Here is a 24458-nt window from a genome sequence, read left to right on the forward strand (position 1 = left end):
ATTTCTTTCCTTTACCATTATAAACAAAAAATGCTCAAAACAGAAAAAATGAAATTTGGATTACATAACTTGAAAATCATGGTAATATATAAAATGTTAATTTCGTATATGAATATATACGTATAGGAGGAGAAATAATTTGTCAGATTTACAGACGAAGTTAGGTAGTGGAATGAATAAGTTACAAGAAGGAATAGAACAAGGGAAAATGAAGTTGCAAGTTGCACAAGAAATTGCTCAATTGAAAAAGGGAATGCAAGTGCAAATGCAGAAAAAAGCAGAGGTTCTATTAGAGGTTGGACAGCAAGTGTATGTTCAATTAAGAGGAAGTGGAGTAAATGAAGCGAGCTTAAAAGAAATGATTGCTCCAGTTCAAGAATTTGATGTAGCTATTTATCAAGCAAGAAAGCGCATTGTTGAATTGCAAAAACAACAAGGTGAAAAAGCTACATGTGAATGTGGTGGACCTTTATCAATAAATGATAAGTTTTGTGGTTCATGTGGAAAGCCTAACCCGATGTTAGCAGTAGAAAATGAAGGTGAAACGGTAAATTGTATTTCATGTAATGAGCATATCGATAAAAAATCTACTTACTGTCCAGTTTGTGGAATTAAGCAAAGTGGGGAGTGAATTAAATGTATTGTCGCACATGTGGAAAACAACATGGTGAAGAAGTAAATTATTGCCCAAATGAAGGTAGTATGGAGATTGCAGGAGCTATAGGTGCAGTAACATTAGAAAAAGATACTGCAAAATACTGCAAAGGTTGTGGCAGTGAAAATGCCCAAAAAAATTTATATTGTAAAAAGTGTGGGTATTCTTTATCTGTTGTGAAGAAAAAAGAACAATCTGTAAAATTGCCTACAATGGATGGTGCTCCTAAAGTTGAATTTAAAGCAGATAAAGCCGTTTTACAAAAAGGTTTGATTGGTGGGGCTGTTGCAAGTATTCTCATGTTAATTGCTGGTTGGATTGGTAGTTTATTATTTGCCTCTATGTTAAGTGAGATGTTTAGCAAATTTGCGAAAGAATTAGAAATGTTGCCAAGTTTTTATTCGAGTGCAACTTCTACGATGTTAAGTTATCATTTACTTGGTTTTACAGCTAACGATGATAGTGGATTGATATTTTCTTTATCTTGGCATACTCCATTTACATTATTATTAATCATTCCATTTATTATTTTTGCTGGTACAGGAATTTGGTTAGGGAAACAGCATGTTGCGAAAACGATTAAAGATCAAATCTTTATGGCAGCAACAGTTGGTATTATTTATGGAGTCTTTTTATTCATTATAAGTTTTATAGCATCACAATCTTTTGCAATTCCATTCTCAGAAGCAGGTAAGATTACGGTTGGCTATTCAGCGATTAAGAGTTTATTGAGTGGTTTTGTATGTGGGACATTATTTACGTTATTAGGATTTATTGCTCATACAAGCAAAAACAATATGGCAGCAGCATTTCAAGAGTTAATGCCATATGGAGCGTCTGTTTATTACGGTGTTTCAGCTATGATAAAAGGACTTTTAGTAACAGCAGTAGCGGTTTGTATTATGGCGTTAGTAAGTAAGGAAGATGGTATTGAACCATTAAAAGAAATAACAACTTTAAAATCTGAAAGTACATTATTAGCATTAGAGTTAACACCTCAATTATGGAGTATGGCTCATTTTGCGCCGTTAGAAGTATCAAGTCCAGCACTTAGTAAGGAATTTACTAGAATTGGTAAGAAATCAAATACATATGAGAGCACACTATCGTTTTCATTTATATCAGGCGTCTCTGTAAATGGCGTAGAGCTTAGAGAGATATTGATTTCAAAAGGAGCAAATGAGGAAAGCCTTGCAGAATTTGATAAAGTGAATAACGTATTCCATTACGGTTTATTACTGCTTATTATTCCGTTGTTCTTTATGTTTAGAGCGGGAAGAAAGTTAGCTAAATTACCGACTGCCAATATATATATTACATTAGCGGTATGCAGTGGTTCTTACACAATTATGATGATTGTAATGAATATGATTTCTAAGTTCCAAATTAATGTTTCAGGAACTGTAACAAGTTTATTTGGAACAAGTGGAACAGTACTATCTATGCAAAATTCATTTATATATTTAACTTTGTTTAGTCTTATTGTGACATATGTAGCGGCATTTGCTGGAATGAAATTAGCTAAAAAATAGGAGGAGAGCACGTTGAAGTTTTGTGGAACATGTAAAAAGAATGTTGCAGACCATTTGAACTTTTGTCCTGAGTGTGGGAGTAAAGTAGAAGTAATCGTTGATAACACTGCTGCTTCATATACAGAATTACAAAGCGAGACAAAACCAGTGAAAAGTAAGAAAAATTTATTTTTAATCATTGGTTTTGCCATTATTGCTGCATTATTATTTGGGGCATATAAATTTGGAGCATATAAGTTTTCAAAAGAAAAGCAAGTAAATGTAATGATTGAAGCATTCCAAAAGAAAGATATTAATGCAATTGATGAGTTTGTAAAAGCGAATGATTCAAGCTTAAAGATTAAGACAGAGGATATTAAAGCGTACATGCGTTATTTAAAAGAGAATCCTTCTTACAACAAACAATTACTTTCTTATTTACAGAAAGAGACAGTAGATCAAAAGTTAACAAAAGATAAATCTTCATTTAAGGACGGGGAAATAGTAGAAGAGGGAAAAGAGTGGTTCTTATATCCAAAGTATAAGTTCAGCATGAAATCTTATTATATGAGCGTTAGTACAACTGCAAAAAACGCAGAAATATATGTGAATGACAAAAAAGAAACAGAGCTTTCTAGTGATAAAACTTCGAAAGAGTTGGGGCCATACTTCCCAGGTACATATGTTGTAAAGGCAACGGCGAAGACAGAACTTACTGAATTAGAAACAGAGAAAGAAGTAGATTTAGCGGATGAACAGAGCGAGAAGGTGAAAGTGGATTTATCGCTTGAAGGCAAGTATGTAAGTATTTCTTCTGATGAAAGTGATGCAACTGTATTTGTGAATGGGAAAAAACGTGGAAAATTAAATTATGGAAGTTATAAGCTTGGCCCTGTATCCACAGATGAAACAGTAGAAGTACATTTAGAGAAAACTACTGATTTTGGTGTGATGAAATCTGAAAGTGTTAAAATTGGAGACCAAAGCACGTATTACTTAAAATTCCCGAAAGAAACATCAAGTTCAGCAGTGGGCGAATTTGTAAGAAATCATATTTATGATAACGTACGTGCAATTTCATTAAATGATTTTAGTTTAATTGAAAATAATTATGATAAGAGCGGGAAATCGTATAAGGAAGACCGTGATTATATACAGTATTTACACAAAAAAGGAATTACAGAAGACTTATTAACGATGGAAGTTCGTAATGTAGAGCGTCAAAGTGCTACGAAATATAAAGTAACGACATATGAAGAGTATCATATTCGTTACGGTGATGGATCTGTGAAGTTCAAAAGTTTTAATAACGAACATATTGTAACTGTGAATGGAAATGGAAAGATGTTGTATCATTCTCTTGGTGCAAATAATACGTTGAAATCAGAAGATGTATCTGGTCCAACTCGTTAATATGAGAGAGGCTGTTCAATATTGAACAGCCTCTTTATTTTGTAGCTAAATCAATATTTCGTGCCAAACCGTTGATATCTTTTTTTACAATTATGAGTGCGTTTCCTTTAATATCGCTTGTACATACGGATCATGTAATATTTGCTCTATAATTGGTAACATGTTTTGTTCAAATGGAATGTCGATAGGAAATGGCTTTTGTGAGCCAGGTTTGATTCCATATTGGACAAATTTGTGATGTGTATTTTCTTCAGACTTGAGCATAATTAATTTATATCGATTGTCATCACCAGCGAGTGAAAAGTCAATGGAAGTAGCGTCGTATGCTACTTCATCTTTATATATATACGGTTTTGGTGTACCGATCCAGTCTACTTTTGCTTCTACATTCATGGATATAACCTCCTTATATGTATTATAAAAAAATAAAAGCCAGCTCTCAACAAGGAGAACTGGCTTCAGCAGTCAGTGGTTATTTTAAAATTTTCACTTTAACAGTTTTGCGTCCCCATTTTTGAGCAGCACTATCTGATCCAAGCAGGATGTCGATACGGTTACCTTTAATTGCACCACCAGTATCTCCAGCGATAGCTTCTCCGTAACCTTCTACCCATACTTTAGATCCTAATGGGATTACTTTCGGGTCAACAGCGATCATTTTCATGTTTGGATTCGCAGTTAAATCATGACCCATTGCAGTTAATACACGGCCGCCATATGTGCCACCGTTTTCGCTCGGGTGAGCTGTATATGCTGTAGCTACCACAGTTAACTCACGACCACCAGATGGTGTGCTAGTTTCAGCAGCTTTCACAGCAGGCTTAGCAGCTGGTTTTGCTTGTGCTGCAGGTGTTTGAGCCTTAGCTGGTGCTTCAGCTTTAGCAGGGGCAGTTGTTTCTTGTTTCTCAATCACAGGTGCTGTACCTGTTAAGAAAGGAACATGAACATAAGCTGTTTTCCCGTTATATTCAAATTGTAACCACTCATTTTGTACTTGGTTCGTTGTTTCGATTACATCGTCTTTCTTCAACTTTCCAAGAATTTCTGAGTTTGTGTTCGCTTCAGCACGTACGTTTAATACGTTAGCTGTTACGTAGTAGATGCTTTTTGTGAACTCTGCACTTACGAATGCGTCTTTACCGTCTAAAGTAACTTTTGACCATCCGTTTTCTGTATTTTGAACATCTATTTTATTACCGTTTAGTAATTTACCGACAACTTTTGATTCCGTAGTAGGGTTTTCGCGTACGTTTAGTACGTCTGTTGTTACAACAGTTTCTGCATTAGCAGATGATGTGAAAATCCCAAGACCAAAAACTGCTGCTGTTGCTATACCAATTAATTTTTTCATGATAGCCTCCATTGCGTTTGTTTTCGTGTCCTCATTATAGCAACAGATTTTTTCGGATTTGGGGAAAACACACAATTACAAACCATTCGTAATCAGTCGTTAATATCCTGTAATATAACAAAAAATATAGGAAAGCGTTTTTCATTCTATATGACTCATAGGTTTCTAGTTATATTCGAAATATTTAATACAACATGTTTTTTTCGACGTAAATAAAAATATTACAAGGGTGTTACATGATGTTTACTAAACGATTACATTCCTTGAGTATTTTACCGTTTTATGGGTAATATAGTTATATAAACATAAACATTTTGTTTGTGAAGCTATAAACACGTGCTATATACTAGCAAAAAAACCGCATAATTGTTACAAAACGAAAGGGTTGCAAGGAAGAACTTTGCCCTTTTTTACATATGTAACACATCCTTTTTTAGGAAAATACATTCCTATCCGCATTTTTCTCACACAATTTGACAGCAGTATTTCTAACTTGTAGCTCTTGGAGAGTGAAAAGGTTATACGAAAGGTAAGGCTGTCCATAAGAATTCGAATTGGTGAAGGTGAAAGTAAGAAAATCACCGCAAAATTATTGTTTTCTATCCGATTTTACATATCGGAATTTATGTTATTTACAAAAACGAAACCTACGAAGGGGGATTTGATGAGGAAACTGACAAAAACATTCATCGTTTCATTAACATTATGTATTGCATTTACAATTTGGGGGATTATTCCCGAATCTATTATTGGAAAAGGTAGCTTAGGAAATGTAACAACCGCAATTCAAACTGCATTAGTTAGTAAGTTCGGGTGGTTTTATATTATTTCCGTTTCTATTATTTTAGGTGTGTCTATCTTTTTAATTGTTTCGAAATACGGTTCTATTCGTTTAGGTAAAGATGATGACGAACCTGATTATAGTTATATGACATGGTTTGCTATGTTATTTAGTGCTGGTATGGGTATCGGCTTAGTCTTCTGGGGCGTTGCCGAACCATTAAACCATTTATACGCACCTCCGTTTGGAGAAGGTGCAACTGAGGAAAGTGCGCGCCTTGCACTGCGTTTTTCATTTTTCCATTGGGGATTACATCCTTGGGGACTATATGCGTTTGTAGCGTTATGTATTGCTTACTTTACCTTTAGAAAAGGAAAAGCAAGTACGATTAGTGCGACAGTAGGTCCGTTATTTAAGGGCGGGGAACACGGGCGTATTGCTCATTCATTTGATGTGTTAGCTGTTTTCGCAACTGTGTTTGGTGTTGCAACGTCATTAGGTCTCGGGGCGAAACAAATTGCAGGTGGTGTTAGTTATTTAACATCTATCCCGAACTCATTAACGACTCAGTTAGTTATTATTGCAATCGTAACAGTATTATTTATGTTATCTGCGCAAACAGGTCTTGATAAAGGAATTAAATATTTAAGTAATACGAACATTATTTTTGCGTTTGCACTTATGATTATTGTATTATTTGCGGGTCCAACAAACTTTATTATGAATTACTTCACTTCAACAATCGGTTCTTACATTCAAGAATTGCCAAGCATGAGCTTCCGTTTAAGTCCATTAGACGAAGGTGGAAACCAATGGATTCAATCGTGGACAATTTTCTATTGGGCATGGTGGATTGCATGGTCACCGTTCGTAGGTACGTTTATTGCTCGTGTTTCACGAGGACGTACCATTCGTGAGTTTGTAATCGGTGTGTTACTCGTACCGACAATAATTGGTGCCCTTTGGTTCTCTGTTTTCGGCGGAACAGGTATTCATATGGAGCTGTTTGGTGATGCACATATCTTTGAAAAAATTAAAGAGATGGGAACAGAAGTAGGATTGTTTGCTATGTTTGATCAGATGGGAAGCTTTGGATCAGCTTTATCTGTTCTAGCGATTCTTCTTATTTCTACATTCTTTATTACATCTGCAGATTCTGCGACATTCGTTTTAGGGATGTTAACGACACATGGTAGTTTAAACCCACCAAATCGCATTAAAATGATTTGGGGTATCGTTCTAGCCGCGCTAGCTTCTATCTTATTATATGTTGGTGGATTAGAAGCCTTACAAACGGCAGCTATCATTGCAGCATTCCCGTTCGTCTTTGTTATTTTCTTTATGATGGCAGCATTATTTAAAGAGTTACAAAAAGAAGGACGTAGGAAGCGTCATTAATAATAGAAGGAAAAGAGCTGATTTCATATCAGCTCTTTTTTTATACCTCTATTTGCCGAGCAGTAAGAACACCACCTCAAAATTCAGCAAAAGCAAATAAGTCGAGCTACTTGTAAAAGCCCGATTGGTGATGGCTAATTAAAGTTTCACTTTATATAGAAGGAATTTGAAATGCGGGTAGGGGAAATAAAATACTTTATCATATAAGTAGTATGCCTTTTATACGAAGGGAAATCGATTAGTTTCGACAATTTTCGATATCTTTCAAATTCTATTCATATTTTTGTCAAAAATATGTCGGAAATGTGTTGTCACTTTTATATATATGTGCTATATTATTTCCTGTAAGCGATTTCAAATAGTTTTAAAGCGCATTCAAGGGGGACATCTAGAATAATGAAACGTTACGAAAGAAAGTGGAAGCATATTTGTTTGAAACGTGTGGCACATCGTAGTGTCCAAGAAAGCACGGAACCTAAGACTGAAACGCGCAAAGAACAGCAAGAGAAGCAATTGGTTCTACAAAAATAGCAATCACTTTTTCGTATATAAATGAAGGTCGATCGTTCGTTGGGGGATGGACGTGAAATTACTTTCAGCTAAGGGGTATTGTCTGATATATAATTTATACGGCAATAAATAAGCACAGAGCATACGGCGCTCTGTGCTTATTTTTATTATTTATCTTTTTTAAATCGAACTGTCTTATCCCAGCCAATGACTTGTTTCTTGCTCTTTGCACGTAAGTATAAGATTAAGCTACGAATAAATAAGTACGTAAAGAGCTGTGCGTACGTAAAGTACATAATAACGCTAATAAAAATATTAGTCGGTGTAAAGGTTCGTTCGACACTCTGGGCACTAAATAATTGAGAAACATATGTAATATATGCGACATACCACATAAATAGTAGCGGAATGCTATATTGAATTTGGAATATCCCGAGTATCCCAATTACAAACCAAACGTTTGAAATGATTAGGAATAGCCAAAATACAACATACACTAGAACTTGTTGTAAGGAATGAACAAGCAGCTTTCCTTTAAAGAAACTTAATGATGAGAACATTTTTTCTAAAATATATAAATTCCCTTGGAGCCAACGTGTACGTTGTTTAATAAGAATTTTTAAATGCTCTGGTTCTTGTTCCCAAGTAACTGATTCTGGGACGATTGGTAAGAGATAACCTTTTTGTGTAATTCGTAATGTTAATTCAGCATCTTCTGCAATTGCATAAGGATCATAGCCACCAAGCTCTTCTAGTGCGGAGCGACGAAGAAGCATATTTGTTCCTGTCAGTGAGCCTGTTTGGAATAGTAACCAGCGTCCAGATTGCATAAGGAGCTGGAAGATTTGAAATTCCAGTGAAATCATTCGCGTCAGCCAGTTTCGCTTTTCGTTTACTGTACGAACATGTCCAACAGCTCCAACAGCATCTTCAGTTGTTTCAGCGTGCTCTACAAGCATTCGCAGTGCGTGTGGTTCAGGTTGGTTATCTGCATCGTACACACAGAAGTATTCACCATCTGAAATACTAAGCCCATAGTTTAGTACACGTGATTTACCCTTCGGTTCACCAGGGGGAACACGAATGTGGCGAATATGAGCATAAGCCTTGTCAAAATCATCGCCGATTTCAGGTGTTTCGTCTTGAGAGTTATCATTTAATAAATAAATAGTTAGCTTTCCAGGATACTCAATCTTAGCCATTGCTTCTAAAGTATCTTTAATAACGACGCCTTCATTATGGGCAGGTATGAAAATATCGACGCTCGGATAATGTTCTAATGTACGATCTTTTCGTTTACTATTTCGGTGAATTAGGCCCGCGATTGTTAAGAAAGAGTAGTAAACGAGTAAGCCAGAGAATAGAAAAGCCGTAAAAATAAGTACATATTTAATTGAAAATGTGATACTGATCCAAAAAACGAGTACGCAAAACAGAAGGAATAAAAGAAGTATAACGAGAGTCATCATAACAGGGTCTGTCCTTTGTTTCCAATTTGCTCGCGTGAAATTTTTATATCTCGGATTGCTTCAGCAGCAAGCCATTGCTCCATTTTTGGCTTTAGGCGGTTCATTACAATGTCAGCACCAGCTTCATTTGTGTTTTGTAATAAAATAACTAGCGTATTATTATCATATTCAGCAGCAAGGTCAAAATCATTCCTTACCGTTTCAACTAATAAGGAAGCTACACGGTCCATAACACTTTCCTTCGTATATTTACTAAAGGAAGTGAAATCAAAGTAAATGATAAAGCCTGTTTCATTACGACGATTCATTGCAGTCGTTAATAACGCTTGGCGTCTCTCGAATTCTTGTCTTGTTAGTAATTTGGATTCTCCAATATATTGTTCCAATGTTCTCACACGCTCAGTTAAAGTTTTATTTTCATGAATCACTTTTTTCAATAGGTGAGTTGTTATATATACAATGAAGAAGTTAGCTGCCATCAGGAAGTGGATAATCATATATTGCCATTGATCTGATGTACTCCATAAATGAAGCCATGCTTGATAAAACAAATAAAATACGGAAATAATGGTTCCTAGTATGAAGAAAACAAATGCTGTTTTGTCAGCTAAAAATAAGAATAGTACGTTTACGATTACGTATATTATTGTAAAAATGAGCGCATGCTCATATTTCGTCACATATACAGTAGTAAAATAAAATACAATTTGTAAAATCCACATAGAGAGGATTTTATAGAACTTATCTTTCACAAAACTTTCCTCCTTAAAGCTATTTCATCAATAGATACTTGTAGTATGCGCAATTATTAAGAAATTGACCATGCCGTGAAACTCTTTTGAAGGGCAACAACAAGTAGTATCTCTATTTTCATAAGAAAAATAAAAAGACTTAAACATTATTGTATCATAATGTACTTATATTTAGGATAAATTGATTAATAGATACATAAAAGACGTTTGGATTGCATGAAAAAAGTCTCCTCTTGTAGAAAGAGAAGACTCTATATAAGTTTATAGGAACATCATACCTGCAACTGCTGCATTTAAGAAGTTCGCTAATGTACCAGCGATAACTGCTTTAATCCCTAATTGTGCAATTTGTTTACGGCGAGTAGGAGCTAGTGTTCCTGTTACACCTAATTGAATTGCGATAGAAGAGAAGTTTGCAAATCCACAGATTGCGAATGTTAAAATTAGATTTGTTTTGTCAGAGAACTCTGCCATGTGTGGTCCTAAGTTTGCGTATGCAACGAATTCGTTGATTGCAAGTTTTTGACCGATAAAGCTTGCTGCTTGTATCGCTTCACCAGGAGAAACCCCGATTAAGATTGCGAATGGTGATAATAAGTAACCAAAGATTAAATCAAGGCTAAGTTTAATATCGAACAGAGAACCAACCCATCCTAATAATCCATTTAATAAAGCGATTAATGCGATGAAAGCCATTAACATTGCTGCTACGTTAATAACAAGTTGCATACCTTCAGATGCGCCGCGTGCAGCTGCATCAATAACATTTGCGTCTTCACGTTCTGTAGAAAGTTCAACGTTATTATCTACTTTTTCTGTCTCTGGCATGATTAGTTTCGCAATTAATAAGCTCGATGGAGCCGCCATAATTGCAGCTGCTAATAAGTGCTCTAACGGAATACCCATTGCTGCATAACCGATAAGAACAGATCCAGCAACAGCTGTCATACCGCTTACCATAATAGTGAAGAATTCACTATTTGTTAAGCGTGCTAAGTAAGGTTTAATTAAGATTGGAGCTTCAGTTTGTCCTAAAAATACAGTCGTTACTGAGTTTAGGCTTTCTGCTTTAGAAGTTCCAAGAAGTTTACTTAATGCACCACCAACGATGCTAACAAATTTCTGCATAATACCGAAATAATATAAGATTGCTACTAATGAACTAATAAATACGATTGGAAGTAGTGCTTGAATAAAGAATACAAATCCCCAAGGTCCCTTTGCGTTGACTAAATCCCCAGTAACGAACTTAATTCCCTCGTAAGAAAAATTAATTAATCCTTGAACACCGTCAGCAGCGTGTTTTAAACCTGCTTTACCAGCGTCCCATCGTAATACGATAAATGAAAATGACATTTGTAATGCTAGCGCAATTAAAATTGTGCGCCAATTAATAGCTTTGCGGTTGGAAGATAGTAAGAAAGCAATTGCTAATACTCCAATCACGCCGCCAATTCCCCATAAAAGATTCATGCAGTGTATGCTCCTTCCTCATAGTAAAAACAGTGTATAAACCAGTTGTCTATACGTTTACGAATATAACATCTTTAGTAACTTATCATAATGGACATCGGAGGTCAAACGTCTAATGAAAAGTTTAAATAAAAAGAAAATTCTTCAAAAAAACACATATAAAATAAATAGACATGAAATAGGTTATGTTTTTTATGAAAATATATACATTATGATAACGTTATGCATTGTTTTTGCAGAATAAAGTGTATGAAATAGAAGAATGGATACATTATTTTTGTAGAGAGAAGGTAGGAGAAAGGGAGTAATATGTTGAACTCATAGCAAAAAAGCCTTCTAGTAAATTAGAAGGCTTTGAAACTATTAATTAAGGTGCTTTCGTGTATCCTAAGAAGTGGCTCTTCCAATAAGATTTACTTAATGAATCGATTGCGACACCTTTATCTCCAGCTTGGATAAACGATCCGCCTCCAAGGTAAATACCCATGTGTGAAGGACCAGATTTATAAGTGTTTTGGAAATAAATTAAGTCACCCGGTTGTGGACTTGAAGTTTTTGGTAGGCTACTCCAGTATCCCGCAACACTTTGACGGCTAATGTTATGACCAAATTTCTTAAATACGTGGTAGATGTAGCCACTGCAGTCTACGCCGTTAGCAGAAGTTCCGCCCCAAACGTATGGTACACCTTGCATTGATTTTGCGTATGCAAGTACGGAAGAACTGTCGCCGCTATTGTTGCCTGTATTATTATTGTTGTTATTGTTTTGATTGTTATTTTGGTTATTGTTAGGCTTATTATCTACTGCGCCTCCAACTGGTGTTTTAGACAGATAACGTGTTCCGATATAACCAGTTTGACCGTTGTAGTTAATTTTGCTCCATCCAGAGTTTTCAGAGATTACTTGAACCTTCTGTCCTTGTGGAAGTGCGCCTATGATTCTATAATTTGTACCTTCGCCGCTACGTACATTTAGTGCAGAAGCATTAATGTAGTAGTCGCCAATTGCACCTTGGTTAGGTTTTTCAGGTTGTTTTGGTTGCTCAGGAGTAGTAGTGCCACCTTTAACGAATTTTACAAATTCGCTACTAACAAAGCCTGTTTTTCCTTGGTAATTCACTTTAAACCAACCGTTTTCAGATCCAACTACGTTTAATGTTGTACCGTTTAAAACGCCACCAATTACACTATGGTAAGCGGCAGGGCCTGTACGAACACGTAAAGATGTAGCGTTAACCACGTAAGAACCACCAGTTTGAATAGTTCCATTATTGTTTTGCTCTTGTTTGTTGCCTTCTGTAACGTTTTCGTTGGAACCGCCTTTTGTTACATAGTCTTTGCTTACATAAGCAGTTTGTCCTGCGTAATTGATTTTGAACCAATCTTGAACTTCTCCAACAACTTGTACTACTTGTCCTTTTGTAATAGAACCTACAGTTGTGTGAGAAGTGCTAGGACCTGTACGAACGCGAAGGGAAGATACATTTACTGTATAGTTTCCGCTTGCTGGTTTTACTTCTTGGTTGTTATTATTCGTATTGTTGTTTGAAGAACCCGCATTAGAAGAAACGCCAGATACGAATTCGCCACTTACATAACCTACTTGTCCATTATGGTTAATTTTCACCCAACCATTTTCTTGTCCAATTACGTTTAATGTTTGTCCTTCATATACACGTCCAGAAACAGAACTAGATGTGTTAGGAGCTGTACGTACACGTAATACATCAGCGGTAACTTTATTGTTTCCACCTGTACTTACATTGTTGTTTGCTGCTCCACTTTTTGATACAAATTCGCCACTAACAAAGCCTGTTTGTCCATTAATGTTAATTTTGAACCAACCATTTTCTTCGCCAATCACGTTTAATGATTGACCGTTATAAACGCGTGAGATGATGTCGTGAGAAGTGCTTGATCCTGCACGAACATGTAATACGCTCGCGTTTACCTTATAAGATGAGCTGTTTGATGCAGAAGCTTGGACAGTTGTAGCAGCTTTTTGTGTATTTTGTTCAGGTGCAGCTTGAACACTATCAAGTGTAGGTGCTGCTCCTCCTGCTACAGACACTGCCGCAAGACCGGCAAGATACTTTTTCATAATTTGTCGATTCCTTTCTGTCTGTAATGTAGTGAAGAAATATTTACCAACTGTTAAAAATTCTAAAGAGCATGTCGATTACTGTCAAGACTTATATAGGAATCTGAATATGACAAAAAGATTACAAGAAAAAAATCAAGGCATAAAATTACACCTTGATTTCCATTTAAATGCATATATTGAATATGAAAGGACAGAAATTATTCGTGTTTAAGAAGAGGTCATATTGGATTGTAACAAGATTTGATTAAAAGATTTTTGCAGTTTTTTGGTGATAGGCCCAACTTGCCCATCTTGAATCGCGGTCCCATCAAGGTGGGTCATTGGTAAAATTTCAATCGTTGTGCCTGTAAAAAAGCATTCATCTGCTTGATAAACGTCACGAACGCTGAAAAGTTCTTCCTGTACAGGAATGTGAAGAGTATTAGCTAAAGAAAGGACATATTGACGAATAATGCCATTTAAAATAAGGTGATTGGCTGGATGTGTGTAAAGAGTTCCGTTTTTAATTAAAAAGAAGTTGGAATGGCTTCCTTCCGTTACAATACCATTCCTTACGAGAAGTGCCTCTTTACAACCTTTCCGTTCAGCTTTCGTAGCAGCTAGTACGTTTGGTAATAAATTTAATGATTTAATGTCACAGCGTAGCCATCGAGTATCGGGTTCTGATATAGCACGTATACCATATTCAATCCATAATGCTGGTCTTTCTTTTTTTGTAATATAGGCATAAATTGTCGGAGGGTTGTCATATGAAAATATATGTGTGCGAGCTTGTACACCACGAGATACTTGCAAATAAATTGTGCCATCTTCATGGAAATGATTTCGTTCAATTAATTTGTAAAGTAAAGTGATGAGCTCAGCTTTTGAGAAAGGGAGCGATAATTCTATTTCTTCCATGGAGCGATATAATCTCGTTATGTGCGGATCTAATAAGTGAAAGTTCCCTTTATATAGGCGAATCACCTCGTAGACACCATCTCCGAACTGCAAACCTCTCTCTTCAAGTTCTATGTACGTTTGTTGTTTTGTTGTATCAATAACTTCATCATTCCAAAGTACAAATTTTTCGTATGCCAATTTCCGTCCCATCCTTTCGTAAGTACGTAAGTAATGTGAAACTTTCATTCATGCGACATAAAAATTACTATAGTAATTTTTATGTAAGCAATTCTCTACATATGACCGTATATGTATTTATAAATCATAGAGAAGTAAGGATGATTTACCCCGCATTAACGGGCAGTAAAACTTCCACTTAAAAATTAGGGTGGAGCAAAGAAGTGAATTGGGCGAATAACTGCCCGTAGCTGCCCGATTGGTAAGGGCTGATTAAAGTTTCACTTTACAGCATTTTGTATATACAAATTCGAAAATAAGAATGAGAATCCTGCTTTTAAATAAAAAAAAGCAACATTCTTATGGAATGCTGCACAAGGAGGGTAGCTATCTTTCATAGGGACATTGTCTTGTTGAATGTTTTGTGTATGGAAACAAAACATGTTGAAAGACAATTATAAGAAAGTAGAAACAAAAGATTTACACATTTCTTTAAGGGATCTTACGAAAGATGAAAGATAAGAAATATGTAGAACCTCGTTTACATATTTTATTATAGAGATTCTTCATTAACGCTATGTTGATATTTGGTAAAGGTTATGTAATTTTAAAGTTAATGAATATAAGTAGTTGTATGGAAGAAAATAAAAAAAGAGGCTGAGATTACTCAGCACTCTTCTTTTCTTCTTTAATAACTGTTTTTACTTCACCAGTTTTAATCTTATTACTTTCAGAGAAGCGAAGTAAGTCACCTTCAATGATTTTATCAGACATGTTCAATTCATTTTGGGCACGATCAATTAGTGGTTGAGATTCTTCTTTCGGTAATTGTACAACTTCGCCAGTAGCACGATCGTAGAATGTACTGTTTGTGTACATGTATTTATCTGTAACGAAGCTACCGTCACGAAGAACAACAAATCCTTTATTATCAGGTGAGAATACATCATGACCGAATCGAACGTCATTTGTAGAATCTACACCAAGTAAGTTTAGAATAGTTGGTTTAATATCAATTTCTCCAGTTGGTTTCGAAATTGTTTTACCTTCTTTTTGACCTGGAACGTGAATAAACATCGGTGTTTTTTGTAAGTTCATATGGTCAAATGCAGTGATTTCTTCTTTTCCTAAGAACTGTGCCATTGCACGGTTATGGTTTTCAGAAATACCGTAGTGGTCACCGTAGAATACGATTACTGAGTTGTCGTAAATACCTTCTGCTTTTAGACGCTCAATAAAGTGTTTCATTGCTTCGTCTAAGTAACGAGCAGTTACCATGTAACGGTCAAATACTCCATCACCAGAATTATATTCGTCGATTAATTTTGTACTGTCATCGTAAGTGAATGGGTAATGATTCGTTAAAGTAAGGAAGCGAGTATAGAATGGTTGCTTCACTTGTTTTAACATATCAATAGATTGATCGAAGTATTCGATATCTTTTAATCCCCAGTTTAATTTTGTTTCTGGCGTAATCTTGTAGTCAAGCTCGTTGTAGTAACGATCATAACCAAGTGCTGGATACATAATGTTACGGTTCCAGAATGTTGCGTTGTTTGCGTGGAATACCGACGTGTGATACCCTTGCTGACGTAAAATTTCTGGAGTTGCTGTATATTCATTATTACCGTGTGTGAAGAATACAGCACCGCGGTCTAGTGGATATAAAGAAGTATCTACTAGGAATTCAGCATCAGATGTTTTACCTTGCCCAGTTTGATGGAAGAAGTTATCAAAGTAATAACTTTCTTTCGTAAATTGGTTTAAGAATGGTGTAACTTCTTGTCCGTTAACTGTTGCGCCAATTAAGAATGTTTGTAATGACTCAAGAGAGACAACAATTACGTTTTTCCCTTTTGCAGTACCGAACATATTTGGATCTGGTTTACTTTGTGTTGTTTTCACGTAGTTTTCTGTTTCTTGTAATTTACTACCGTCAGCGAATGCTTTTTGTGAACTTGATTTTGCTTGTAAGCCAAGATCGTATACTTGGTGTACATATAATCCTAAGTTTTTAACAAGCATAACGCGGTCGAATGAACGTGTTAATAATTCTGGACGTTCAGCTTCTGCAAGTCCTAAGTTTGCGAAGAAAATAGCAACTGTTGATACGAAGTATAGGGAACGCATCGGGCGTGCTACACGCTCTGTAGGTGCAAAGTTTTTCATTTTCTTCAACAGAACGAAGAATATGATAATGTCTGCAAATGCAAGAATAATTTTGTAGTTAAATAATTCTTTTACACTAGAACCTAAACTTCCAAAGTTAGATGTTTGTCCTAGCACCGGTAAAGTAACGAAGTCATTGTAGAATCCGTAGAACATTACGTTACCAACAAGAACGATTGTTAAGACAAAATTAATTCCAAGTGCTATATAGTTACGTTTTTTCCCTTTTGCAAATAATGCAAGACCAACAAGCAGTAATGATGCTGCTAATGGGCTAAGGAATAAAATGAATTCTTGCATGAAAGATTCAAGTTTTAAATCAAAGCTTGTGCGTGTAATAAGGTAAGTTTTCAGCCATAAGGCTAAAGCTACGAATACAGTGAAACGCACATTTTGAAATTGTGATTTCAAGGTTTCTTTCATTCATTTCCACCCTTTCTCTATCAGGCTTGGTCGATTTTGGAGCGAAAAATGCTAAAATAAAAAATACATAGTTTTCTTGGCCATAATTAAAGGTTCTATATTCACCCATATACGACTATAACTATGCATACCCTTTTGGTTTCTTTTGTTGCTCATAAGCATAACGTCATTTCTGTATTATACAACAAAATTCATTTCTGAGAAACACTATAACATTTTACATTTTTTGTATAAGATTTGTCACTACCAGAGAAAACTTTAACATTCGTTTATATGTCCGTCAACTAGAAAATATAACAAAGGTAGAGCAGAATGTTAAGTGGAAGTGAAAATTTTCTTTGTTGAGAAATAAGAAATGAAGATGGGTAAGGGTTATCTAGAAATCTATTATATGAAGGAAATCGTGTGAAAATTAACGAACACTTGTTCTTTTTTGGTTTGTTTGTTACAATGAAAGTTCATTGATAGGTTTTGTGTAATTTCCATGAACTTTTACTGATAACATATTCTAGCTTATTTCTTTTTAAAAATAGGGAGGCTTTTACATGAAACAAAAATTTTCAGTTGAAGCGTTTTGGAAGAAAGTAAAACATGTTGCAAAGCAAGCAGGGCAGTCGGTCATTTATGCAAGTTTATTACTGTTTTACGTTTTACAAAGACCCGATGTTCCAAAACGAGTGAAAATTATTGTAATTGGAGCACTTGCTTATTTTATTGCACCGATTGATGCGATTCCAGATTTCATTGCTGGAATTGGCTATACGGATGATTTGGGGGCGTTAACGGCCGCACTAATACAGGTGTCGTTATACGTCAATGAAGATGTGAAAAATAAGGCACGAGTGAAGTTGGCAGAATGGTTTGGTTCGGATATAGACACAACATTTATCGATCAGAAATTAGGTCAATAGGTGAAACCTGTCATAAGGTGACAGGACGAACGTAAGCGAGGAAGTGCATTATGCCATCAGGAAGAACGCATACGAAAATAAACTTAATATCCCTTCCGGTTGTTTTGTTTTTGCTCTTTTCGTATGGATTAACAAATTTTGATTTTTTATTAACTTTTGCAATTGGTTTTTTAGTAGGTACTTCATTTTTAACACCAGATTTAGATACGTACAGTAATGCTTATAACAAATGGGGTTTCTTACGTATATTTTGGTATCCTTATAAGAAAGTAATGCCGCATCGATCTTTCTTTACGCATACGATTATACTTGGTGATGTGATTCGTATTGCGTACATGTTAATCGTCTTTTCTCCATTTTTATTTCTATTAAATGTAATCGCACTGGATGGTAATTTAATAGAAATTGCGAAGAAACATGAGGTTGAAATTGTAACGTTCTTAATGGGAATTGTTGTGGCAAGTACGCTCCACATTATAGCGGATAAAGTGAATACGCGCCGAAAGAAAATGATGAGAAAAAAGAAGAAACGCAGGAGATAAAGTGAACGAATTTGGAAAAGGCCCCTTGCAATTTGCAAGGGGCCCTTTTTAAACAAACATTTGTTTAAAATTAAGCTTTCAGCACTTTAATTCCTTTTACAATGTTCCAGATGAAGTAGTATAAGCTGATGATTCCGCAAATAGCTAAGACAATCATTGATCCAATTCCAAGTGTTACATCTGGTTGATCAGATCCAAGACCCATAATTCCTAAAATAGTTACGCCAATGAATGTAGCGATACTTGGAATGATGTGTGTCCATAGAGCACGTTTTGCATGTGGTTTTGTTTCAGCGTCTCCCACAATCCAAACGATAATAGGGAATAAGATAGGGGCAAATAGTACACTAAAGTATGATAACGCAGCTAATATTTTATTTCCGTTCATATATATCACCTCATGAATAATTTCTGTTGTTATACTATTATTATGCAATAATTTTGGCAAACTTCCTATCGATAAACATTACAAGAACGTGACGATTTTGTAAGATTTTCTATTAAATAATAAAATTTTCAAAAAAATCTTTTTTAATAGAAATTGTTATGGTACAGTATAAATGAAAGTTGTTGAAAACGTTTTCTTAAACGTTTTTTTATTTTAGGCTTAAAGGTATGATGACCTGATAGTCTATTGATGAGGTTATTCTATTTAAAAGGGGATTCTTTAGGGGGAGAGAACAATGAACACATGGACACAAGTTTATGATCCATTCGGAAACATTTGGATTTCGGCAGCGGTCGCACTTATTCCGATTATCTTTTTTTTCTTAGCTTTAGCAGTTTTCCGCATGAAGGGGTATGTAGCAGGATTTATTACAGTTGTACTTACAGTTTTAGTAGCGTTATTCGCTTATAAAATGCCGTTCAAGATGGCAATGGCAGCAACCGGGTACGGTTTTTTGTACGGGTTATGGCCAATTGCTTGGATTATCATTATGTCCGTATTTTTATATAAAATTTCTGTAAAAACAGGTCAATTTGATGTGATTCGTGCATCGGTATTATCGATTACGAACGATCATCGTCTACTCGTTATTTTAATTGGATTTTCATTTGGAGCATTTTTAGAAGGAGCGGCAGGATTTGGGGCACCAGTAGCGATTACAGCAGCGCTTCTTGCGGGTCTTGGGTTAAATCCTTTATACGCAGCAGGTCTTTGTTTGATTGCAAATACTGCACCAGTGGCGTTCGGAGCGATGGGAATTCCGATTACAGTTGCTGGACAAGTAACAGGTATTGATCCACATAAAATTGGACAAATGGCTGGGCATCAATTACCGTTCCTATCATTATTTGTTCCATTCTTTATCGTATTTTTAATGGATGGATTTAAAGGTATAAGACAAACGTGGCCTGCGTTACTTGTAGCGGGTAGTTCATTTGCGATTACGCAGTTCATTACAGCGACATTTTTAGGGCCGGAACTTCCGGATATTACATCGGCACTTGTAAGTTTAATTAGTTTAGCGCTGTTCTTAAAAGTTTGGCAGCCGAAAGAAACTTATCAATCCGGGCAAGCAAATAGTGAAGTAGCAGCAACGACAGCAGCATCGATGCCGAAATTAACGTTTGGAAAAGTGGTGAAGGCATGGTCTCCATTTATCGTATTAACGGTTATGGTAGTCATTTGGAGCCAAAGTTTCTTTAAGGCATTATTCGCTCCAGGAGGGGCTTTAGAAAGTCTTGTATTTAAGTTTGAAATTCCAGGTCTACATAATTTAGTAATGAAAGCAGAGCCCATTGTAAATAAACCAACGCCTTACGAGGCAATTCTAAAGTTTGATGTATTATCGGCAACTGGAACAGCGATTTTAATTGCTTGTATCATTTCCATGTTTATTTTGAAAATGAATGTAAAAGATGCAGTAGTGACATTTAAAGAAACGTTAAGCGAATTAAAAATGCCAATTCTATCTATCGGATTCGTACTAGGGTTTGCATTTATCGCAAACTATTCTGGTCTATCTTCTACGTTAGCGTTAGCATTAGCCGGAACTGGCGGACTATTCCCGTTCTTCTCACCATTCTTAGGCTGGATTGGCGTATTCCTAACAGGGTCTGATACGTCTGCGAATGCACTGTTCTCGAATTTACAAGCCATTACAGCGCAGCAAGTCGGTGTATCTGAAGTGCTTCTCGTTGCAGCAAATACAACGGGCGGTGTAACAGGAAAAATGATTTCTCCGCAATCGATTGCAATTGCTTGTGCGGCAGTTGGACTTGCTGGAAAAGAATCGGATTTGTTCCGTTTTACAGTAAAGCATAGTTTATTCTTCGTAATTATTGTTGGTATTATGACGTATGTGCAGGCGTATTATTTAACGTGGATGATTCCATAAACAATAAAAGAAATAAACTTTGAATTTTTCAGATTATGGTGTATGATGGGAAAGTATTGAAAATTAAATCAGTGATAAACTAGGGGTGCCTAACGTATGCGTAGGCTGAGAGAGAAGCGCGTGAACTTCTTAACCCTTTGGACCTGATCTGGCTCGTACCAGCGTAGGGAAGTTAACGGCTTTACATAATGATGTCTTTATGAGCCAGGTCCTTATTTTTCTATGGACCTGGCTCTTTTTATTTTGGCATGCGCTGGCCATATCTCGTCCTTGTCACGAACAGGGGGGCAATAAAGTTTATGAAACAATCTGTTTCAGCTGAGCAAATTGAATTGAAATCGAGTTTACCAGGGAGTAAGAAAGTATATGTGGATGGACCACGAGAAGGTATGAAAGTCCCGATGCGTGAGATTGAACAAAGCGAAACGAATGGCGTTCCAAATCCGCCAATTCGTGTGTATGATACGAGCGGTCCTTATACAGATCCTGCGTATAAGGTCGAGTTGGAAAAAGGCATTCCAACGCCGCGCCACTCTTGGATTATGGGGCGTGGTGATGTAGAAGCATACGAAGGGCGTGAAGTGAAACCAGAGGATGACGGTGTGAAAGTGGCTTCGAAACATACACCTGTTTTCCCGCAAATGGATCGTAAGCCGCTTAGAGCAAAGGAAGGTGCAAATGTTACGCAAATGCACTATGCACGTAATGGCATTATTACGTCTGAGATGGAATACGTTGCGATTCGTGAAGGGGTAGAGCCGGAGTTTGTTCGTAAGGAAATCGCAGAAGGCCGCGCTATTTTACCGGCGAATATTAATCATCCAGAAGCTGAACCGATGATCATCGGGCGTAACTTCCATGTGAAGGTAAACGCGAATATCGGAAACTCAGCTGTATCTTCTTCGATTGCAGAAGAAGTAGAGAAAATGACGTGGGCAACGCGCTGGGGTGCAGATACGATTATGGATTTATCTACAGGTAAAAATATTCATACGACGCGTGAGTGGATTATTCGTAACGCACCTGTACCAGTTGGAACTGTACCAATCTATCAAGCGCTGGAAAAAGTAAACGGAATTGCAGAAGATTTAACGTGGGAAGTATATCGTGATACGTTAATTGAGCAGGCGGAGCAAGGCGTTGATTACTTTACGATTCACGCTGGTGTATTGCTTCGTTACATTCCAATCACGGCAAAGCGTACGACAGGTATCGTTTCACGTGGTGGTTCGATTATGGCACAGTGGTGTTTATTCCATCATAAAGAAAACTTCCTATATACTCACTTTGAAGAGATTTGTGAAATTATGAAGCAGTACGATGTTTCGTTCTCTCTTGGAGATGGATTACGTCCAGGGTCTATTGCAGATGCAAATGACGAAGCACAGTTTTCTGAGCTTGAAACACTTGGTGAATTAACCAAAATTGCTTGGAAACATGATGTGCAAGTTATGATCGAAGGACCTGGACATGTACCGATGCACTTAATTAAAGAGAATATGGAGAAAGAGCTTGATATTTGTCAGGGCGCGCCGTTTTACACACTTGGGCCGTTAACGACAGATATTGCACCAGGTTATGACCATATTACATCAGCGATTGGAGCTGCGATGATTGGCTGGTTTGGAACGGCGATGCTTTGTTATGTAACGCCGAAAGAACATTTAGGTTTGCCAAACAAAGATGATGTACGCACGGGTGTTATTACGTACAAAATTGCAGCGCATGCGGCTGATCTTGCGAAAGGACATAAAACGGCTCATCAGCGTGATGATGCACTTTCAAAAGCACGCTTCGAATTCCGTTGGCGCGATCAATTTAATTTATCTTTAGATCCTGAACGTGCGATGGAATATCACGATGAAACGTTGCCTGCAGAAGGGGCAAAGACAGCTCACTTCTGTTCAATGTGTGGACCGAAGTTTTGTAGTATGAGAATTTCACATGATATTCGTGAATATGCAAAAGAAAATGATTTAGAAACGACAGAAGCAATTGAAAAAGGAATGAAAGAGAAAGCAGAAGAATTTAAAGAAGCTGGTAGTCATTTATATCAATAACACGTTACACCTCTTTACTTGATTGATCACACTGTAGTACCTAACTTTATTATAGAAGAAGCCCCATTTGCTAAGACGGTAGCAAAATGGGGCTTCTGTTGTTTAGAGGGCAAAGAAGAGATGTACCCAGTAGAATAAGAGGAATAGTGTGACGACTGTTGTGAGCGGGATAACGATAAGGGATACACTTAAATAGTCTTTCCATTTTACTTTAATTTTGTTTTGTTTCAGAATATACATCCAAATGAGTGAAGCTAGTGTACCAATTGGTAGTAATAGTGAACCGATGTCACTACCAATGATGTTTGCAAGATAGATTGTTTTTAATGTGACTGGATCTAATCCCATTTCTGTTAATGTGATTGTACCAATCATAAGGGCAGGATGGTTATTGAAGACGTTAGAGAGGATGGATACAAGTCCGCCCATCGCAAAGCTAGCATAAAGTAGATGCTGATTCACAACTGGCTCGAGCCATTGTACAAGTGCAGCTGTTAATCCTGCGTTGTGGAGTCCGTAAATAATGACGTACATAGAGAAGGCGAAAATTAAAATGTGCCACGGTGTTTTTTTCAGAATGTCGACAGGATTTGTTCGTAAGTAGTACCATCTCCAAATGAGAAGAACGAGTGAACCAAGTACCGCAACGATTTCAATTGGGATGGATAAGAAGGATGCAACGAATAGAAGGCAGCGCATAAGGAAGACGAAGCCTAATACTTTTAACATGAATCTTGTCCGTTTTTGTTTCGTATCAACAGAATTATTTCCTTTTAGTGGATGGAAGTTTTTCGTGAAGAAAATTTCTTCAATATCATATGAAGAAACAGGTAATTTTTTCGGAAGTTTTTTCTTCAAAACTGTATACATGAGCCATGACATAAATAATAAGCCTAGTGTTGCAGGTACAAACATCATAGCGGTATGCATATAAAGAGTCATATTAACGATATTTAATGCAATTAAGTTTACGATATTACTTACACCAATTGGTGCACTAGACGCAGTAGCGATTAAAGCGCCACTTAATAAATAAGGAATTTGTTGGTGTGGTTTTAATTGAAGGTTTTTTAGAAGGAGAATTAAAATGGGAGTTGTAATTAAAATACTGCCGTCGTTATTAAATAAAAGAGTCATAAGAAAACATAATAATTGAATATACCAGTATAGACGGCGGCCAGAACCTTTCGCTAGATTTGCCAGTTTCGCTGCGGACCAATGGAAGAAGCCGAAGCTTTCTAATATAACTGCCATAACTATGGTCGCTAATATTGTTATGGAGGCTCCTCCTATTTTACTAACAATATCTATGACGTCTGGTTTTGACACAAGTCCAGTAATTAGGATAATGCCAGCACCGATTGCCGCTGGCCACGCCTCATTTAAACCTCGAGGCCGCCAAAAGATAACAATCATTGTTAAGAAAAATACAATAATAGTAATCCATATTTCAATGCTCATATTTTGCCTACCTTTCTATTTTCCCTTAAACAGATGTAGCTTGTCTCAAGTTTATATTGGTAGTATATTCAGCA

18 protein-coding genes and 1 riboswitch are annotated in these 24458 nt (G+C 36.5%); of the genes, 8 read left to right on the forward strand and 10 right to left on the reverse strand.

The annotated features are described in order from the left end of the window. Window positions 1–139 precede the first annotated feature (139 nt). The 3 genes from MR143_RS06485 to MR143_RS06495 are packed head-to-tail and all read left to right on the forward strand — an operon-like array spanning window position 140 to window position 3579. Complete coding sequence (locus tag MR143_RS06485; protein ID WP_061884769.1) at window positions 140–631, forward strand: zinc ribbon domain-containing protein; 492 nt, start codon at window positions 140–142, stop codon at window positions 629–631. Window positions 632–636: 5 nt separating this feature from the next. After that, window positions 637–2187, forward strand: coding sequence for a zinc ribbon domain-containing protein (locus MR143_RS06490; protein ID WP_208906364.1), 1551 nt, complete (start codon window positions 637–639; stop codon window positions 2185–2187). A 12-nt stretch (window positions 2188–2199) separates the two neighbouring features. After that, window positions 2200–3579, forward strand: coding sequence for a zinc ribbon domain-containing protein (locus MR143_RS06495; RefSeq protein WP_000666886.1), 1380 nt, complete (start codon window positions 2200–2202; stop codon window positions 3577–3579). A 90-nt stretch (window positions 3580–3669) separates the two neighbouring features. On the opposite strand, the gene MR143_RS06500 is transcribed toward MR143_RS06495, so the two are convergent. Together MR143_RS06500 and MR143_RS06505 are read right to left on the reverse strand one after the other, a co-directional pair. Next, the gene (locus MR143_RS06500) at window positions 3670–3972 is read right to left on the reverse strand and encodes a DUF3910 family protein (protein WP_242280645.1); all 303 of its coding nucleotides are present in this window, start codon (window positions 3970–3972) and stop codon (window positions 3670–3672) included. Between the two features lie 79 nt (window positions 3973–4051). After that, window positions 4052–4930, reverse strand: a complete 879-nt coding sequence (locus MR143_RS06505) for a cell wall-binding protein EntA (RefSeq protein ID WP_000733340.1) — start codon at window positions 4928–4930, stop codon at window positions 4052–4054. Between the two features lie 664 nt (window positions 4931–5594). Here MR143_RS06505 and opuD point away from each other — a divergent pair. Continuing rightward, window positions 5595–7109, forward strand: a complete 1515-nt coding sequence (gene opuD / locus MR143_RS06510; protein WP_001230114.1) for a glycine betaine transporter OpuD — start codon at window positions 5595–5597, stop codon at window positions 7107–7109. 677 nt (window positions 7110–7786) lie between these two features. Here opuD and MR143_RS06515 read toward each other — a convergent pair. The 6 genes from MR143_RS06515 to MR143_RS06540 all read right to left on the reverse strand — a co-directional run bounded on the left by MR143_RS06515 (window position 7787) and on the right by MR143_RS06540 (window position 17068). Beyond that, on the reverse strand, window positions 7787–9088 hold the full coding sequence (locus MR143_RS06515) for a glycosyltransferase family 2 protein (protein ID WP_242280646.1): 1302 nt from the start codon (window positions 9086–9088) through the stop codon (window positions 7787–7789). After that, window positions 9085–9840, reverse strand: a complete 756-nt coding sequence (locus tag MR143_RS06520; protein WP_000653233.1) for a nucleotidyl cyclase domain-containing protein — start codon at window positions 9838–9840, stop codon at window positions 9085–9087. Before MR143_RS06520 ends, MR143_RS06515 begins: the two co-directional genes overlap by 4 nt. Before the next feature lie 261 nt (window positions 9841–10101). Beyond that, window positions 10102–11313, reverse strand: a complete 1212-nt coding sequence (locus MR143_RS06525) for a NupC/NupG family nucleoside CNT transporter (protein WP_242280647.1) — start codon at window positions 11311–11313, stop codon at window positions 10102–10104. A gap of 367 nt (window positions 11314–11680) precedes the next feature. Then, window positions 11681–13414 (reverse strand): C40 family peptidase, encoded by a 1734-nt coding sequence (locus MR143_RS06530; protein ID WP_000760291.1) that lies wholly within the window; start codon window positions 13412–13414, stop codon window positions 11681–11683. Between the two features lie 210 nt (window positions 13415–13624). Beyond that, on the reverse strand, window positions 13625–14509 hold the full coding sequence (locus MR143_RS06535; RefSeq protein ID WP_080029564.1) for a D-amino-acid transaminase: 885 nt from the start codon (window positions 14507–14509) through the stop codon (window positions 13625–13627). Window positions 14510–15139: 630 nt separating this feature from the next. Further along, the gene (locus MR143_RS06540) at window positions 15140–17068 is read right to left on the reverse strand and encodes an LTA synthase family protein (RefSeq protein WP_000665350.1); all 1929 of its coding nucleotides are present in this window, start codon (window positions 17066–17068) and stop codon (window positions 15140–15142) included. Between the two features lie 545 nt (window positions 17069–17613). Here MR143_RS06540 and MR143_RS06545 point away from each other — a divergent pair. Next, on the forward strand, window positions 17614–17979 hold the full coding sequence (locus tag MR143_RS06545; RefSeq protein ID WP_000810373.1) for a YkvA family protein: 366 nt from the start codon (window positions 17614–17616) through the stop codon (window positions 17977–17979). Window positions 17980–18029: 50 nt separating this feature from the next. Continuing rightward, window positions 18030–18521 carry a metal-binding protein gene (locus tag MR143_RS06550; RefSeq protein ID WP_001139059.1) on the forward strand — a complete coding sequence of 164 codons (492 nt, stop codon included), beginning with the start codon at window positions 18030–18032 and terminating at the stop codon, window positions 18519–18521. Between the two features lie 70 nt (window positions 18522–18591). On the opposite strand, the gene MR143_RS06555 is transcribed toward MR143_RS06550, so the two are convergent. After that, a complete protein-coding gene (locus MR143_RS06555; protein WP_001014099.1) occupies window positions 18592–18909 on the reverse strand; it encodes a magnetosome magnetite crystal formation protein family in 318 nt (105 codons plus the stop codon). Window positions 18910–19204: 295 nt separating this feature from the next. On the opposite strand from MR143_RS06555, the gene lldP reads away from it, so the two are divergent. Together lldP and thiC are read left to right on the forward strand one after the other, a co-directional pair. Then, a complete protein-coding gene (gene lldP, locus MR143_RS06560) occupies window positions 19205–20863 on the forward strand; it encodes an L-lactate permease (RefSeq protein ID WP_001099332.1) in 1659 nt (552 codons plus the stop codon). A gap of 71 nt (window positions 20864–20934) precedes the next feature. Beyond that, window positions 20935–21050: riboswitch (TPP riboswitch) on the forward strand. 112 nt (window positions 21051–21162) lie between these two features. After that, window positions 21163–22923, forward strand: coding sequence for a phosphomethylpyrimidine synthase ThiC (gene thiC / locus MR143_RS06565; RefSeq protein WP_061884764.1), 1761 nt, complete (start codon window positions 21163–21165; stop codon window positions 22921–22923). 102 nt (window positions 22924–23025) lie between these two features. Here the strand turns inward: thiC and MR143_RS06570 are convergent, their stop codons facing one another. Continuing rightward, a complete protein-coding gene (locus MR143_RS06570) occupies window positions 23026–24384 on the reverse strand; it encodes an arsenic transporter (protein ID WP_046946616.1) in 1359 nt (452 codons plus the stop codon). Window positions 24385–24458: the final 74 nt, after the last annotated feature.

Source organism: Bacillus cereus group sp. BfR-BA-01347 (genome assembly GCF_022663835.1).
Taxonomy (GTDB): domain Bacteria; phylum Bacillota; class Bacilli; order Bacillales; family Bacillaceae_G; genus Bacillus_A; species Bacillus_A thuringiensis_K.

What these genes read in the sequence shown, in the direction of transcription:
- opuD (WP_001230114.1), top strand. Translation starts at nt 5,595, where the DNA reads ATGAGGAAACTGACAAAAACATTCATCGTTTCATTAACATTATGTATT.
- MR143_RS06550 (WP_001139059.1), top strand. Translation starts at nt 18,030, where the DNA reads ATGCCATCAGGAAGAACGCATACGAAAATAAACTTAATATCCCTTCCG.
- MR143_RS06540 (WP_000665350.1), bottom strand. Translation starts at nt 17,068, where the DNA reads ATGAAAGAAACCTTGAAATCACAATTTCAAAATGTGCGTTTCACTGTA.
- lldP (WP_001099332.1), top strand. Translation starts at nt 19,205, where the DNA reads ATGAACACATGGACACAAGTTTATGATCCATTCGGAAACATTTGGATT.
- MR143_RS06525 (WP_242280647.1), bottom strand. Translation starts at nt 11,313, where the DNA reads ATGAATCTTTTATGGGGAATTGGCGGCGTGATTGGAGTATTAGCAATT.
- MR143_RS06490 (WP_208906364.1), top strand. Translation starts at nt 637, where the DNA reads ATGTATTGTCGCACATGTGGAAAACAACATGGTGAAGAAGTAAATTAT.
- MR143_RS06545 (WP_000810373.1), top strand. Translation starts at nt 17,614, where the DNA reads ATGAAACAAAAATTTTCAGTTGAAGCGTTTTGGAAGAAAGTAAAACAT.
- MR143_RS06505 (WP_000733340.1), bottom strand. Translation starts at nt 4,930, where the DNA reads ATGAAAAAATTAATTGGTATAGCAACAGCAGCAGTTTTTGGTCTTGGG.
- MR143_RS06535 (WP_080029564.1), bottom strand. Translation starts at nt 14,509, where the DNA reads ATGGGACGGAAATTGGCATACGAAAAATTTGTACTTTGGAATGATGAA.
- MR143_RS06555 (WP_001014099.1), bottom strand. Translation starts at nt 18,909, where the DNA reads ATGAACGGAAATAAAATATTAGCTGCGTTATCATACTTTAGTGTACTA.
- MR143_RS06515 (WP_242280646.1), bottom strand. Translation starts at nt 9,088, where the DNA reads ATGATGACTCTCGTTATACTTCTTTTATTCCTTCTGTTTTGCGTACTC.
- MR143_RS06570 (WP_046946616.1), bottom strand. Translation starts at nt 24,384, where the DNA reads ATGAGCATTGAAATATGGATTACTATTATTGTATTTTTCTTAACAATG.
- thiC (WP_061884764.1), top strand. Translation starts at nt 21,163, where the DNA reads ATGAAACAATCTGTTTCAGCTGAGCAAATTGAATTGAAATCGAGTTTA.
- MR143_RS06530 (WP_000760291.1), bottom strand. Translation starts at nt 13,414, where the DNA reads ATGAAAAAGTATCTTGCCGGTCTTGCGGCAGTGTCTGTAGCAGGAGGA.
- MR143_RS06500 (WP_242280645.1), bottom strand. Translation starts at nt 3,972, where the DNA reads ATGAATGTAGAAGCAAAAGTAGACTGGATCGGTACACCAAAACCGTAT.